The sequence below is a fragment of the Candidatus Poribacteria bacterium genome (assembly GCA_021162805.1).
Lineage (GTDB): Bacteria > Poribacteria > WGA-4E > B28-G17 > B28-G17 > JAGGXZ01.
The window spans coordinates 1-14658 of sequence record JAGGXZ010000224.1; the positions used below are offsets into that span (position 1 = coordinate 1).

At 53.0% G+C, this 14658-nt stretch carries 13 protein-coding genes; 8 read left to right on the forward strand and 5 right to left on the reverse strand.

Annotation, left to right across the window (positions count from 1 at the left end; genetic code table 11):
- Positions 1-141 precede the first annotated feature (141 nt).
- The 4 genes from J7M22_18290 to J7M22_18305 form a co-directional block, all read right to left on the reverse strand.
- On the reverse strand, positions 142-1050 hold the full coding sequence (locus J7M22_18290; protein ID MCD6508556.1) for a hypothetical protein: 909 nt from the start codon (positions 1048-1050) through the stop codon (positions 142-144).
- Positions 1051-1339: 289 nt separating this feature from the next.
- Positions 1340-2677 carry a hypothetical protein gene (locus J7M22_18295; protein MCD6508557.1) on the reverse strand — a complete coding sequence of 446 codons (1338 nt, stop codon included), beginning with the start codon at positions 2675-2677 and terminating at the stop codon, positions 1340-1342.
- A 62-nt stretch (positions 2678-2739) separates the two neighbouring features.
- Positions 2740-3426: a histidine phosphatase family protein gene (locus tag J7M22_18300; protein MCD6508558.1), complete on the reverse strand. Its 687-nt coding sequence runs from the start codon at positions 3424-3426 to the stop codon at positions 2740-2742.
- Positions 3427-3451: 25 nt separating this feature from the next.
- Complete coding sequence (locus tag J7M22_18305; GenBank protein ID MCD6508559.1) at positions 3452-5041, reverse strand: D-aminoacylase; 1590 nt, start codon at positions 5039-5041, stop codon at positions 3452-3454.
- Between the two features lie 178 nt (positions 5042-5219).
- Between J7M22_18305 and J7M22_18310 the strand changes: the two genes are divergently transcribed.
- From J7M22_18310 to J7M22_18345, 8 genes are all read left to right on the forward strand, one after another.
- Complete coding sequence (locus J7M22_18310) at positions 5220-6341, forward strand: FAD-dependent oxidoreductase (GenBank protein MCD6508560.1); 1122 nt, start codon at positions 5220-5222, stop codon at positions 6339-6341.
- 5 nt (positions 6342-6346) lie between these two features.
- Complete coding sequence (locus J7M22_18315; GenBank protein MCD6508561.1) at positions 6347-8203, forward strand: FAD-dependent oxidoreductase; 1857 nt, start codon at positions 6347-6349, stop codon at positions 8201-8203.
- A gap of 2 nt (positions 8204-8205) precedes the next feature.
- Positions 8206-8379, forward strand: coding sequence for a SufD family Fe-S cluster assembly protein (locus J7M22_18320; protein MCD6508562.1), 174 nt, complete (start codon positions 8206-8208; stop codon positions 8377-8379).
- A complete protein-coding gene (locus J7M22_18325) occupies positions 8376-9380 on the forward strand; it encodes a DUF4380 domain-containing protein (protein MCD6508563.1) in 1005 nt (334 codons plus the stop codon). Before J7M22_18320 ends, J7M22_18325 begins: the two co-directional genes overlap by 4 nt.
- Positions 9381-9595: 215 nt before the next feature.
- Positions 9596-11386 (forward strand): glycoside hydrolase family 127 protein, encoded by a 1791-nt coding sequence (locus J7M22_18330; GenBank protein ID MCD6508564.1) that lies wholly within the window; start codon positions 9596-9598, stop codon positions 11384-11386.
- Positions 11387-11415: 29 nt separating this feature from the next.
- Positions 11416-11814: a hypothetical protein gene (locus tag J7M22_18335; GenBank protein ID MCD6508565.1), complete on the forward strand. Its 399-nt coding sequence runs from the start codon at positions 11416-11418 to the stop codon at positions 11812-11814.
- Positions 11811-12737 (forward strand): cytochrome b N-terminal domain-containing protein, encoded by a 927-nt coding sequence (locus tag J7M22_18340; GenBank protein MCD6508566.1) that lies wholly within the window; start codon positions 11811-11813, stop codon positions 12735-12737. Before J7M22_18335 ends, J7M22_18340 begins: the two co-directional genes overlap by 4 nt.
- The gene (locus J7M22_18345; protein MCD6508567.1) at positions 12734-13681 is read left to right on the forward strand and encodes a hypothetical protein; all 948 of its coding nucleotides are present in this window, start codon (positions 12734-12736) and stop codon (positions 13679-13681) included. The genes J7M22_18340 and J7M22_18345 overlap by 4 nt, the downstream gene beginning before the upstream one ends.
- A 114-nt stretch (positions 13682-13795) precedes the next feature.
- Here the strand turns inward: J7M22_18345 and J7M22_18350 are convergent, their stop codons facing one another.
- Positions 13796-14473, reverse strand: a complete 678-nt coding sequence (locus J7M22_18350) for a HAMP domain-containing histidine kinase (protein MCD6508568.1) — start codon at positions 14471-14473, stop codon at positions 13796-13798.
- Positions 14474-14658: the final 185 nt, after the last annotated feature.

A 14658-nucleotide genomic window follows, 5' to 3' on the forward strand; every position in this document is an offset into this window, starting at 1 on the left:
CTCCAGATCTTGGGAAATGTCAGTAGCATTTTGGTCTCCTTGTAGGTAGGTAGCATTTTCATCGCCCCCTCCTACAAGGAAACCTTTTTTCTTCTTATTTGTCAAGCCTTCGATGAACCATCTCATAGCTTCCGGGAATTCTCAGTAGAAAAACCTTAGCCTCTTCATAAATCTATCTGAAATCCTTCCATCAGGCCCAAACCTGTCCTCTGGTAAGCCAACATTTGGTGGGTCCTGGTTCGTAATAAGTGTCTGAAACAACTCCTCTGTAGCAAGTTCGTTAAGGAAATGTATCCTATCAGATCCTGGTAAATTTGGTTGATATTCAACATCACCTGCATCAGCAGTTGTATAATCTCCATCCCAATCATAGAATATTCCTCCTAATCCTGAAACTGGCATCCCTGTGCTGTATATTATAACCCAATTCTCGAGTGGTGTCAGATGAGCATCGTATTTACTTTTTGATATCTTCTTGGTTGGTGGATTCACTCCTACATGAACTACTGGCTTTATATAACCATTTGTGGCTTTAGGAATATCTTCCTCTATTATCCTCTTAGTTATATCTATCATTGCCTGCGGTATCTTTGCTATCTGGGGTATGCCTAGACCACTCCCGTCTTTTACTATGTAATAGTTTACTATTCTACCTTTTGTGAAAATAGTGTCTCCTGGCTCCCAAAAGCGTTGACTACCTCCTAAAGTCCACCAGCCTGTACCTACTCCTGTCCTGTATAAACCTAAGTACTGTACATCTATATCCTCTTCTGAGGCTAAGGGCATATACCATCTTAGGTCTTCATCTATTAGTATCCATCCTCCATGAGTTATATAGCCATCCTTGGAAAATACATATACATAACTACCACCAAATAAATTTATACTAAACTCCCCTGAGGAATCTGTATGTGCTTTATATGTGTAAAATCTTTCTCCTACTATCCTTTCTGGTGCTCGGTTAAGTAAACTCTTTATACTACCCATCGCATTTTCATTTAACCGCATTAATTTTACATATACATTATCTAAGGGAATCTCTTTGAACATGTCTTTTACTATCCCTGAAAAGGTGTAGCCTTTTAATACACCCTCTCTTTCTGCAGTATAACTTAATCCTGTGGGATCTGTTATTACTACCTTTTTATATTATAACGTCCTGGATATTTTATTTTTGGACCTACTGTAAGTATATTAAATCTACCAACATAAGTCTTCCAAGAAACATTGTAATATTTATACTCTTTACCATCTATATACACCTTTACTTCTAACTCATCTTTTGAATTATTTGGGTCCACAACATTATTAAACCTAAAAGCTATTGGACCTAAAAATTCTACGGGGGGGCTATTTCTTTAGGGCCTATGTAAATCCCTAAAACTTGCGGACTGCCATCCTTTAGCTCTATTTCTTTACTTATCTTACTCTCTAAACCTGAGCTATTACTTACTATTATAGTGGGACTTAATTTACCTGCCTTCCTATACTCATGTTCTACTGGCTTTACCTCTTTACTAACTAAATCTATCTTACCATCTCCCTCAAAATCAAATCTCACTTCTTTTATCTTGCCACTACCACTATCTACTACCTTTGGAACTAGGGTAAGAGTGTATGGTGTATACATCTCTTCCTTTATCCCTTCTATACTTAACTCTATCTTCGGTGCACTACCCTTTAACTCGAACTCCAGGCTCTTACTGCTTGATAGGCCGTGCGGATCCTTCACCGTGGCGATAACCTTCTGTTTGCCGTATTTATCGAACGCGGCTTCCACCTTAATTCCCGTATAATCCGCCTTTCCATCTCCGTCTATATCCCATGCTACGTTTAACAGGTTATCGTCGGGATCGCTTACCTGGGCGGATAGTTCGACCTTAACGGGAAGGGTGACGCCCTCTGCCTTCCAGCTCAGTTTATTTATAACCGGGGTGCCGTCCAGCACCTCAAGCTCCAGTTCCTTGCGATCGGCGAAGCCGTTCTTATCGACCACCTCAAGCGATATGGTATCCCTGCCGACCTTCGTCAATTTTCTCGTCAGAGTGGGATCATGTGAATCGACAGCTCCGTCGCCGTCCACATCCCATTTGAAATCCACGAGATCCCCTTTCGATCCCGATCCGTCGATCAGGATCTCCTCGCCCGTGTAGAGCTTCAGTTTCTGAGGCGTCAGGCCGAGGTCTTCGTCGTAGAGCGTCTTCTTGCCTCTTCTCAGGACGATCTTCGCTTTGGGATACGTTATCTTCTCCCCGTAATGTCTGCCCACGAGGGCGAGGTCGAAGATATCTATCCTGCCGTCGCCGTTGACGTCGCAGGATCGGGTTTTATCGGTGATATCCTTCCCGTAGCTCTTGCCCAGCAGCGTCAGGTCGAATATGTTCACCTCGCCGTCGCCGTTGATGTCCCAGGGATAGGGTTTGGCGGGCCGGGAGTTCGGGGTTGAGGTGGAGAGGTTCAACAGAACGGCTCCGTTCCCCGATCTTCTGGCCATCCTGGATCTGATCCTCCCCCTCTCGCGGGAAGGGGCGGTCTGGGAGGCGGTTTGAAGGCGGACAGTCCCTCCTTCGGCCTTCAACTGTACCGTCTCCCTGGTGGGGGACATGGAGGGTTTATCGCCGCCACATGCGGCGATGAACAGAGCCAGAACGACGACGATAAGGGATATGATCCTCATCTCTTCGCCTCTATCTCATTTCGGAGTTCCAATTTTCATTTTATCACAAATCGCAAATTAAATCAACCGTCCGCCGAGCTTCCCGGTAGGGGCGAGGCATTCGAGGAATGCCTCGCCCCTACTAAATGGGTGAGACAGTTAAATGCGATCATCTTCGGTTGGGCGAAGCCATCATGCTCCACCATCCGCAGCCGAGTTAACCCCGTTGGATCGATGGTGCAATGAACGAAGGCCAGAGGTAAGGGCCAGTGCAGAAGATAGCTCAGCAAGGTCACGATAACCCCGTGATGGGAGAAAAAGGCTATCGTCTTGTCGCTGGGGTTCTCGACCCGGTAGAGATGACCCGACTTCACGTAACCGAAGGAGCTCATGACCTCATCGAACCCATTGGAGACGCGATCGAACTGCGCCTTCCCCTCGGGCATAGCGCCGTGAGGTTCGAGGCAGTCCTCATAGGTCGGCAGCGACGATCCGCTGAGGAAAAGGGTTCCCGGGGCGTTCCACAGATAGAGATCCCCCCTCATGATCCCAACCTCGCGGAGCCACTCCAGGGTCACGGGTTCAATCCCCTTTATCCTGGCCGTATATTGACAGGTATGGCGTGCCCGCCCGTTCGGGCTCTGAAAGATGGCATCTATGGGCACATCGGCCAGAAACTCGGCCAATCGTTTCGCCTCCTCGTGGCCTTTCGGGGTTAAGGTATCGTTCGCGTAGTCAGGGTCACCATGCCGTATGAGGATAATCTCCACCTTATTCCTCCTTTCTCTATCCCTACTACTTGGATCTCAGCACCTTTCCCGGAAGCGCCCCCGTGAGGACGCCGTTTAGAATCACGGGCGTCCCGTTCACCAGAACATGATGGATTCCCTCCGGCTTCTGTTGGGGATTTTCGTATGTTCCCCTGTCGATGATGCGATCGGGATCGAATATCACGATATCGGCGAAATACCCCGGCCGTATCAATCCTCTTCCCTTCAGACGGAATTTCCTGGCAGGGAGGGAGGTCATCCGTCTGATCGCCTCCGGCAGATCCATCACACCGCCCTGACGGACATATCTTCCCAGTATGCGAGGGAAGGTTCCGAAACAGCGCGGATGTGGCTTGCCGACCTTGAGCTTCCCCCTGAACCCCTTCACCGATCCGTCCGTCCCGAACATCGTCATCGGGAACCGCATCACCTCGATCACGTCATCCTCACACATGAGGAAGGTGATCATGGAGGTTCGAACCTTGTCCCGGCGCAACAGATGTATCAGGGCGTCAAAGGGAGAGGTGTTCAACTCATCGGCCACCTCATCCAATCTTTTGCCTTCAAACCCTTTAAGCTCCTCGCTGACGACCTCAGAAACCATGACGGTATGCCATTCATCCCGTGTCGGATACAGATCCTCCAGGTATGATCGGATCCTCTCCAGGGCATCGGGCTCGCCGAGCCGCTGGAGCAGCCGTTCGTCTCCGCCTTCATGAGCCCATTTCGGTATCAGCATCTTGAGTGAGGTGGCCCCGGCAGTATACGGATACTGATCGCATGAGACATCCAGCCCCTGAGCGTTGGCCTCTTCGATCATGTGAAGCGTCCGTCTCACCTTCCCCCAGTTGCGTTTCCTGGTGGCTTTATGATGGGAGATCTGAAGGGGGACCTCCGAATCTCGGATCGTTTCGATGGCCTCCTGAACCGATTCGATCAGGTTATCCCCCTCGTCTCGTATATGAGTGGCGTAGACCCCGTCGAACCTTTGCAGTATCCGACAGAGCGAGGAGAGCTCATCGATCTCCGAGTAGCTTCCCGGCGGGTAGAAGAGCCCTGACGACATTCCGATGGCCCCTTGCTCCAGCGCCTCCTCCAGTAGGTATCCCATGCGGTCCAGCTCATCTCCCCTAGGCGATCTCGCCTCATATCCGATGACATCGGCTCGGATCACGCCGTGACCGACCATCGTGGCGTAGTTGTATCCTATCCCCTGCGATTCCAGTATATCCAGGAATTCCCCGATCTTCCGCCACCTCACCTCAACCCCGTATCTGGAACACCAATCATCCCGTTCACGCCGGAGGGGTTCGATCAGCAGCGGTCCGGGCGAGAAACCGCAGTTGCCGGATATCTCGGTCGTGATACCCTGGGCGACCTTGCTCTCCGCCGAGGGTTCGACCAGAAGTTCATAGCTCGTGTGCCCGTGTGCGTCGATGAACCCGGGGGCGACGATCAGGCCGGTGGCATCTATGACGGTCTGAACCTTATCCGAGATCTCCGAGGGCAACCGACCGATCCTCTCGATCCTCTCTCCCCGTATGAGGAGATCGGCCTTCACGGGTTCTCCTCCACTTCCGTCTATCACCTGTCCTCCACGTATCAGAACATCCATTTTGAATCTCCTGATCTCAAGCGGGATTTAAACCCTCCCCTGATGGGGGAAGCAGAGGAATATAACGTTCAACGCTGGCAGTCGGCTGACGCCGTATGATCGACATTTTACGTTTGACATTGTATCCCCAAGTTTGGTATCCTTTTGCGGTGTGTAAAGCTTGGAGGGTGAGACAACCGTGGATGTGATCGTTCAGGATAGGGTTACTCTGCCGATGTTGGATAAATGCGACGTGGTGGTCGTGGGCGGAGGGCTTTCGGGAGTTGCCGCCGCCGTGGCCACAGCGAGGAAAGGGATGGATACGGTCCTGGTTGCCGAAAGGAGTTACCTCGGTAAGGAGGTGGTCTCATCCCGTTCCTGTATTCTGGACCAAACCGATAAGGTCCTCTCGCCGGCGATAAAGGAGGAGATAATCGGGATATTACAGGAAGCGGGGGGGTATAAGAGGAATAGGATCGATGTCTCTATACTACAGCTTGTTTTGGATAGGCTCCTTCGGGAATCCCTCGTAAGGATCTATTTCCTCTCCAAGGCAAGCGGGGCGGTTGTCGAGGACGGGGCCGTTAAAGGGGTCATAATCGCCAATAAATCCGGAAGGCAGATCATCTCGTGTGATCTGGTGGTCGATGCCTCAGATGGGGCCGTGGTCGCCCGTTTGGCGGGTGCTCGCTTTCAGAGGGAGGACGAGTTTATAACGGTCAGGAGCTCATTCGTAGTCAATAACTCCGCTCTGGAAACGCCCGTCGTCGTCAGGGTGCCCTCTGAGATGGAGCTCGCTGACGATCGAGTCTATATCGATCCGACCCTCTGGAACGGCGAACTGATCGTCACCTTCTACCTTTACGGCAGATACAATCCCACAAATCCCAGATCCTTCTCCACGGCCAGCTTCAACTCGATGAGAAAGGTTTTCGAGATCATGAACTATCTGAAGGGAAACGTGCCTGGATTTGAAAACGCCATGCTCACGGGGATCAGCGATGAACCGCTGTTCCTCAACGGCCCCAGGATCGTCGGCCAGGATATGGTGACCTTTCATGAAGCTATAGCCGAGCATATCGTTCCGCCGGGGGTGGGATGTGCTGTGACCTATATGGAGGATATGAACGAGGAGACCGCATTGTTCTATATCCCATATGGATGTCTTAGACCTCGCGGGCTTAGAGGTATACTGGTCTGCAGCCCTCATATCTCCGTCGATCAGGTGATACAGCCGTTCCTGTATCAATTTTCAAACGCTATCCAGCTTGGGGAAAGCACCGGCAGATTTATAACTGGCGTGCTCCGAAGGGGAGGATAACAGGGATGGAGGTTCGAGAGCCGGTATGGATCGGAGATGACTGTCGATCCATCGATCTCCCCTCAAGGGAGATCGAGATCGTCGATAAAGCCGACGTGCTGGTTGTGGGTGGTGGAACGGCAGGCGTTCCGGCCGCGATCGCCGCCGGGAGGCGAGAGGCCGATGTGGTGCTTGTGGAAAGTAATCCTTTCCTCGGTGGAACCGCCACAGCCGGCAAGGTACACGTATACTATTACGGCGTAGGAGGCGGACTGCAGGCTGAGATCGAAAGAAAAACCCTCAAGCTTCAGGAGAGATTCGAGATCAAATCCTTCGGCTTACATCCCGAATGCAAGAAACTCGTGCTACAGGAAATGGCGCGTCAGGCGAAGGTCAGAACCTATCTGAAGACCTTAGCCGTGGGCGTGATCATGGAGGGAAATACCGTCAGAGGCGTTATAGTCGAAAACATATCAGGACGAAAGGCTATAATGGCTGAGGTGATCGTGGATGCCACAGGTGATGGGGATATAGCCGCCATGGCCGGGGCGGAGTTTAGAGTGGGCAGGGAAACGGACGGGTTCACACAGCCCTACTCGTTGCCGCCGGTGAAGCTGGAGGAGAAAGGATTGAGATATGTTAACTTCGATGCAGGATGGCTTGATCCTTCGGATATAAGGGATATATCAAAAGCGCTCCTGGAAGCGAGATCACACCTGTGGAAGGATGAAGGATACAGGGAATCCGATAGATATATCGAAATCGCCACCATGCTCGGCGTCCGCGAGAGCAGATGGGTGATCGGCGATTATGTGCTGACGCTCATGGATCAGATCGAAAATAGGAGGTTCCCCGATGTCATCGCTCGATGCTGGGCGAATTACGACAATCACGCCGTCGATTATGAAAACGAGAGCGAACTGGCCCAGATATGGGTGTCGATCCTGGGCTTATGGGGTAAAGAGATAGGATGTGATGTGCCATACCGATCGCTCCTGCCTAAAGGGATTGAGAACTTGATCGTCGCCTGTAGGGCGATCTCAGCCGATCATGACGCTCAGATGGCGTTGAGGATGCAGAAAACGATGGAGGTCATCGGTGAGGCGGCAGGGATAGCAGCGGCGCTTTCGGCCAAGCAGGGTATACCTCCGAGACAGCTCGATCCCAAGAAAATACAGGCCATACTGGTGCAAAGCGGGGTGCTCGAGCCCACCGTCCTGGATAAAGCCCATTATATGGAACAACCCGTCTCGCCAAAACCGGGGCTTAACGAACTGATCGGGAAACTGGCGGAGGAGGATAACTCCGAAACGATATGGCAGATCACGAGATACGGCGGTGAAGCCGTTCCCAGGCTTCTTGAGCTTCTCTCATCAGACGATAAGGAGCTTCGGTTCTCCGCCGCCATCGCCCTCGGAATCTTGAGGCGTGTCGAAGCCGCCCCTGAACTGAGACGGGCTTTAACCGAGGAACACAGAGAACTGAGCGATCCGAGGGCCGTTCCCAGGCGTATAGCGGCGGCGATACTTCTGGGGATGATAGGGTATAGTGAAGCCGCGCCCGACCTCGCGAATATCCTTCGCGAACCGGATATAGATCCGCATTCCGCCACCTTCCTCATAAAGGCCCTTGGCAAGATGGGAGATCCCTCGTGCGTCGACCCGATCAGAGAATACGTCCAAAGCGAACTTCCCGACATGCCGGTTAAACTCAGCGGAGGCGCCGTGGAAAGCTCCATGCGTTGGAGCGTGGATATCGCCGCCGGTCAGGTTCTGATGAAGTTCGGCGATCCCATGGGAGAGGAGATCGTCAGAAGATATCTGGACGATCCCAGATCACCCGTCAGGAGATATGCACATAAAGTGCTCGGAGGGAAGGGATAAAGATGGTTCCGATCGCCACCGTCACACATCCCACCGCCCAGGTGACGCATGAAGCAGCCATAGGAAGCGTCGACAGGAAACAGCTTCTGACCCTGATGGCGCGGGGGCTGAGGGAGGATGAGGCAGTGGATGTGATCATAAAGGGCATGTTGGGCAGAGAGAAGGACATCGGATGATGAGGATGTATGTGGGGCATCTGAGGCCGCTTTTGATGTTGTTGCTGATAGCCTTCGTCCTTCCGGCTGACGCTAGGGTGAAGGTGGAGAGGTTGACCTATCACGGTTGGCCCGACTCCTGTCGGATCACCAATGGCATCGTCGAGGTGATAGCGGTGCCGCGGATCGGCCGTATCATGCTGTATCGCTTCCTGGATGGGGAGAACGTGTTATGGGATAATCCCGATTGGAGCGGCAAGCTGAGATCGGATGCCCCAAAAGGCGTCTGGGCCAATTTCGGCGGCGATAAGGTCTGGCCCGCGCCTCAAAACGAATGGGCCGATGTGATGGGAAGGAGATGGCCTCCAGATGAGGCGTTCGACGGAGGTACCTTCTCGTTCGAGGTCCTGCCGGATGGGATTCGCCTGACCTCACCGGTAAGCCCTCACTACGGCGCTCAGGTGATACGCGAGCTTCGTCTCTCATCCGATAGCTCCCGATTGCTGATCAGACAGAGGGTGAAGAAACTCAGCCCGCCGGTGATGAATATGATCATATGGAGCGTGACTCAGATAAAAACCCCCGATCTGGCGCTTATGCCCTTAAACCCGAAAAGCGAATTCCCCGAAGGTTTCAAGCTGCTCGGCGGTGGTGAGGTGGAGGAGACATATCGATCTCGACGCGGAGATCTGCTCCTGATACGACGTCATCCTGAAAAGGCGACCAAGGTGGGAGCGGATTCACCCGCGGGATGGCTGGCATCCTTCCATGGCGACCTGCTCTTCATACAGCGCTGCAGCTTCTATCCGAAGGCCGAATATCCGGATGGAGGTTGTAACATCGAGATCTACACCAACCCTGATCCGCTGAAATACGTCGAGCTTGAGCTTTTAAGCCCTATACATCGGCCGAAAAAGGGTGAAAGCTTCGCGTTCGACATATCATGGCAGCTATATAAACTGCCACATATTCCTCGAGATGATGAAGAGAGAATCCGAATTGTAAGGAAAATTATGGAATAGAACCGATCTTATTTCCCTTGAGTGTAGCCTCTACTTAAAACCAATTCGTCCGCCGTCCACCGTCCGCTGTCCGCAGTAAAATATCGGCGGACGGCGGACTGCCGACTGCGGACGCTAATGAGGAGGGAGAGGTGGGAGAGCTTAGATCGGTCGTCGTCGATACAACTGAAAGCCCCGCGGCGCAGCTTAAGCCGGTTCCCATAGGCGCCGTGAGGATGACAGACGAGTTCTGGGCGGCGAGACTGCGTCAGATGAGGGAGGTAACCCTGCCGTCGCAGTATGAGCTTATGGAGGAGACAGGCAGGATAGATAACTTCAGGCGCGCCTCAGGCAAGATCAAGGGCGAGTTCAAGGGGATATACTTCAACGATTCAGACGTCTACAAGTGGATCGAAGGATGCGCCTACTCGCTGGCATATGAGAGAGCCCCGAAGATCGAGGAGATGGCCGATAAAGTGATAGACGAGATCGCCGCTGCACAACGTGAGGACGGATACCTGAACACCTTCTACACCTTTGAGAAGGGGGAGGAGAGATGGAGCAATCTGCGGGATATGCATGAGCTTTACTGCGCCGGACATCTGTTCCACGCCGCCGTGGCCTATCACAGGGCAACCGGCAGGAGGAAACTGCTGGATGTCGCCATACGATTCGCGGATCACATCTATGAGACCTTTGGCCCGGATAAACGACCCGGAACGCCCGGCCATCCGCAGATAGAGATGGCACTGGTAGAGCTCTACAGGGAGACCGGCGATCGGAGATATCTGGAGCTCTCACAGTTCTTCGTCGATCAGCGCGGAAGAGGCGTGATAGGCGGGAGCCCATATCACATAGACCATAAACCCTTCAGGGAGCTAGACGAGGTGGTGGGCCATGCCGTCAGATCCATCTACCTCAACTGCGGCGCGGCCGATATCTATATGGAGACGGGCGAAAACGCCCTGATGGAAACCCTCGAGCGCCTGTGGCACAATATGACTCAACGCAGGATGTACGTGACGGGAGGCGTCGGGGCAAGACATCAGGGCGAGGCGTTCGGCGGCGATTACGAACTGCCCAATGAGCATGCCTACGCCGAGACGTGCGCCGCCGTGGCGAACGCGATGTGGAACTGGAGAATGTTGCTCGCAAGCGGAGAGGAGAAATTCGCTGATGTGATGGAGCTGACGATCTATAACGGGGCGCTATCGGGCATATCCCTCGACGGGAAATGCTACTTCTACGTCAATCCCCTCTCAGATAGAGGGGAACATCGTCGACAGAGATGGTTCGGCTGCGCATGTTGTCCCCCCAACATTATCAGGCTCATCGGCGCCGTTCCGGGCGAGATCTATTCCACATCTCAGGGAGGGATCTGGGTTCACCTCTACGCCTCCAACACCGCTGAGATATCGCTCGACCGGAATAGGATCAGATTGACCCAGAGGACAAGGTATCCCTGGGATGGCGAAGTGGAAATCACGATCGAGCCTGAAAGCGAACCCGAATTTTCGCTGATGTTGAGGGTACCGGGCTGGTGCGACGGCGCGGATATCTCGGTGAACGGTCAGAAGATCGCCTCAGATGTCCAGCCGGGCCGATATTTCGAGCTTAAAAGGTCATGGCGTAAAGGGGACAAAGTCGAGCTTTCGATCCCGATGAGAGTTCAGATGTTGACCGCTCATCCCAGGGTCGAATCGAGCTGGAACAGGATAGCCTTCAAGCGGGGACCGATCATCTTCTGTCTGGAGCATGAGGATAATCCGGGCTTCGACGTCTGGTGTGCCGGGATCAGGGTTAATTCCGAACCCATCGCCGAATTCAGGCCCGATCTATTGGGCGGCGTGATGACGGTCAAGTGCGACGGGATCGCCTCTGAGATGGGGATATGGGAGGACAAGCTCTATCTGCCGATCGGATCTGTCTCCCAAACCGAAAGGCCGGTGAGGATAACCGCCATTCCGTACTACGCCTGGGCCAATAGAGATCCGGGCCCCATGACGGTCTGGATGAACAGGGCATAGGAAACATCATCCATGTCTAAGGTGATGCTATGTTCCGCAGAAGGAGGGAAAAACCTCAATCCCCCTTAACCGAGGGGGAAAGACGGGAGTTGATCCGCGAGAACATGGAATACGCCAGAAAATGCGCCGAGGATGGGAACGTATCGGGCATGGAGATGGCGATCGAGATGGTCATAAACCACAGCCACGCCATAAACGAGATCGTCGATATGATGGAGATCAAGCGCATAAAGCTGATGGGATACCAAAGGGGAGTTGAGGTGCTCAATCAGCGGATAGCAACATTGAGGGAGGAGGGGAAAGAGGAGGAGGCCGAAAGGCTTGGCATCCTGATGCGGTCGTATCGGCGCGAGGCGCTCTCGATAAAGGACGAGATGGAAAGGCGGGAGAGAATGCGCCGGATGAGACGTGAGATAAACAAGAGATGATCGGTGGGTTCTGCTTCTCCAGGCTTGCCTTCGCCCTCTTTCTAATGCAAGTCATCACCGGAATCCTGCTCGCCTTCTATTACGTCCCACATGTGGAGGATGCCAACGAATCGGTTAAGGATATAACCTATGTCGTCCGGTTCGGCTGGCTGGTCAGATCACTCCACTATTGGGCCGCTCAACTGATGGTCATCTCATCCGCGCTGCATCTTCTCAGGATGGCTATCATCGGCAGGTTCAGGTTGAGCTGTAGCTATAGCTGGGGATTGGGCGTGTTGATCCTGATCGCGGTGATGGCCGTGGATTTCACCGGATATCTTTTGAGATGGGATGAAAGCACGTACTGGGCGCTATCGGTGGGCGTGAATCTGATCAAGCATCTGCCGCTGGTGGGAGGGGAGCTCTACCGGATGGCGGTCGGCGAAGATGATATCGGCCAACCCGCTCTGACAAGGTTTTTCGTCTGGCACTGTTTCGGCATCCCGCTTCTGATCTTCGCCCTCCTGAATTCGAAATGCTGGCCCTGCACCAGGAGAAGGTTGAGCCTATATCTGAGGTGGATATCCGGAAGGGAGAACGATGAGGAGGTCTATGGGATGATCGGGCAGGAGCTGATCTACATGACCCTCGCCTTGGTGATACTTCTGGCGCTCTCCTTCCTTCTGATCCCACCCATAGGCGCAAGACACGAATACGGAACGCCGACGGAGGAGGCGAACGCCCCGTGGATGTTCCTCTGGATACAGGAGATGCTGTTTCATACCTCATCGCTTGTGGGCGGGGTGATTCTGCCGGCGTTAACCTTCGGGCTTCTCCTCCTGGCGCCTAAGCTTTACAGGTTTAACCGTTTTCTGCCTCTGGCCGTAACAGCCCTGATCGGTGCCTTGGCCATCGGGCTCTCAGCGGTGAGGTTACTGGGATGAGGGAGAGAATAATCCCCATCGCCCTATCGACATTGATGATCCTCTCGGTAGCGGCTGCCTTGCTGAAGGAGGAGCTCAAACCCTGGAAGCGATACCAGTCGAGGTATCACCAGATCATGAGAGCTCAGCTTAGAGAAGGGGAAGTTAGGATAAGCCGTCCCGAAAGATCCCCTCTTGAAAGGAAGATCGAAATGGCGGCCAGGGGTAAGAAGTTGATCATACAGTTCAGGAACGAAAGGGGGGAGAGCGAGAGATGTCTGACATGTCATCTCGGCCTGGAGGGGATATCGCCGAATCACCCTGTTGAAAGGACCGGATGTATCGCCTGTCACGGAGGAGACCGGCTCGCCCTTGATGTGAAAGCAGCCCATAAAGGGCTCGTGAGATCGGATGAGGAAAGCTGCGGCGGGAGCTCGTGTCATAAGGACATAGTCGGTTCGATCAAGCACGAAAAGATCAGAAGATGTTTTGAATGTCACTACGATCTGAGCGATTCAGGCAGGTATGAAGGTGGTGATGTGGCCATGAGGGATTCAAAGGATGGGATCGGAAGAAGCCATAGGATCACGACGGCCATCCCATCATTCCGCTGCCTGAGATGCCATTCCTCACCGTCGGAGGAGCATCGTCGCTCACCCAGATGCGTGAGGGAGCTAGGCTGCATTAACTGTCATCTCGGCGATGAGGTTATGTTCGGGGAGAAACGGGCCGTAACCTGCTCGACCTGCCATACACCGAAGTTCAAACCGATTACTTCGAAGGAGGACTTCGCCGTCAGATTCTCCAGGCTTAACCCCTTTATCTCAAACGCCGTGGGGGACGTGATGGCGATCGATGCCCTTGGGAGAAAACTGCCCAACGTCAAGAGGATAGGCGACAAAATCATACTGATCGATAAATCCACAGGTCAGAGATATGAGGTGCCGATCCAAATCGGGAGGTGAACGCATATGGGTTAAAAGGTTCATCGATACGGAATGGTGATCGGGCTTAAGCCCGAAAAAGTGGACGAATACAACCGGAAAACATCGTCGCCATGTTTGAGGCGGTGAGGGAGTTCAACGGCGACTAAGCGGTAGGGCGATCTTCACCCTTGTCCCCAATCCCACTCTGCTCTCCACCTCTATGCGGCCCCCATGCTTAAGCACGATCCCTCTCGCCACGTTGAGTCCTAATCCCAGATGTCCTTCACCTTTCGTTGAGAAAAAGGGCTTGAAGGATTGGGCCATCGTCTCCTCCTCCATACCTGAGCCCGTATCGATGAACTCCACAATCGCCTCATCGCCACAACGGTTGATCCTCACCTCGATCATACCGTTTTCGTCTATGGCTTCCAGGCCGTTTCTGATTATCTCCTCGAAGGCCATGCAAAGTTCTCTCCCATTTCCCCTCACGATTAAGCGTTCCAGCGGTCCGGTGTTGAGGACGACCTCGGCGTCGATCAGATCGGGATAGCGTAGCTGGGAGATCAACTTTCTCAGGACACCTATGAGATCTATCTCTTTAAACTCGTTTTCCTGGGGCTCATCCGGTATGATCTTCCTCAGCTTTGAGGCGAATTCGATCCCGTTCCGGGCTATTTCCTCTATGATCTTCAAACCCCTCTCCAGCTTATCTTCGGATCTTTCCCGCTGAAGGAATCGAACGACCGAGAGGATAGCGCCGAGCGTATCGTTTATCTCGTGCACGATTTTCCTTACGGCTTTTTCCAATTCCTCCGGGAGATCGGGTTCCATCTTCACCTCCCTAACTTGTTCCAGAGGCCAATCAGGACGGTGGACCGCATCCCTCGTTACGGCTTTGGAAGGTTATACCATATCTTTCCTTCCGAGACAAGGTTCCCCTCCGGATGGGAAATCCGCCGACGGATCAAGCGACATTACCGTATCTTAACTGAGAAATAACCCGGTCTTTACCGATT

What these genes read in the sequence shown, in the direction of transcription:
- J7M22_18330 (MCD6508564.1), top strand. Translation starts at nt 9,596, where the DNA reads ATGACAGACGAGTTCTGGGCGGCGAGACTGCGTCAGATGAGGGAGGTA.
- J7M22_18335 (MCD6508565.1), top strand. Translation starts at nt 11,416, where the DNA reads ATGTTCCGCAGAAGGAGGGAAAAACCTCAATCCCCCTTAACCGAGGGG.
- J7M22_18290 (MCD6508556.1), bottom strand. Translation starts at nt 1,050, where the DNA reads ATGTTCAAAGAGATTCCCTTAGATAATGTATATGTAAAATTAATGCGG.
- J7M22_18350 (MCD6508568.1), bottom strand. Translation starts at nt 14,473, where the DNA reads ATGGAACCCGATCTCCCGGAGGAATTGGAAAAAGCCGTAAGGAAAATC.
- J7M22_18295 (MCD6508557.1), bottom strand. Translation starts at nt 2,677, where the DNA reads ATGAGGATCATATCCCTTATCGTCGTCGTTCTGGCTCTGTTCATCGCC.
- J7M22_18315 (MCD6508561.1), top strand. Translation starts at nt 6,347, where the DNA reads ATGGAGGTTCGAGAGCCGGTATGGATCGGAGATGACTGTCGATCCATC.
- J7M22_18320 (MCD6508562.1), top strand. Translation starts at nt 8,206, where the DNA reads ATGGTTCCGATCGCCACCGTCACACATCCCACCGCCCAGGTGACGCAT.
- J7M22_18345 (MCD6508567.1), top strand. Translation starts at nt 12,734, where the DNA reads ATGAGGGAGAGAATAATCCCCATCGCCCTATCGACATTGATGATCCTC.
- J7M22_18305 (MCD6508559.1), bottom strand. Translation starts at nt 5,041, where the DNA reads ATGGATGTTCTGATACGTGGAGGACAGGTGATAGACGGAAGTGGAGGA.
- J7M22_18340 (MCD6508566.1), top strand. Translation starts at nt 11,811, where the DNA reads ATGATCGGTGGGTTCTGCTTCTCCAGGCTTGCCTTCGCCCTCTTTCTA.
- J7M22_18325 (MCD6508563.1), top strand. Translation starts at nt 8,376, where the DNA reads ATGATGAGGATGTATGTGGGGCATCTGAGGCCGCTTTTGATGTTGTTG.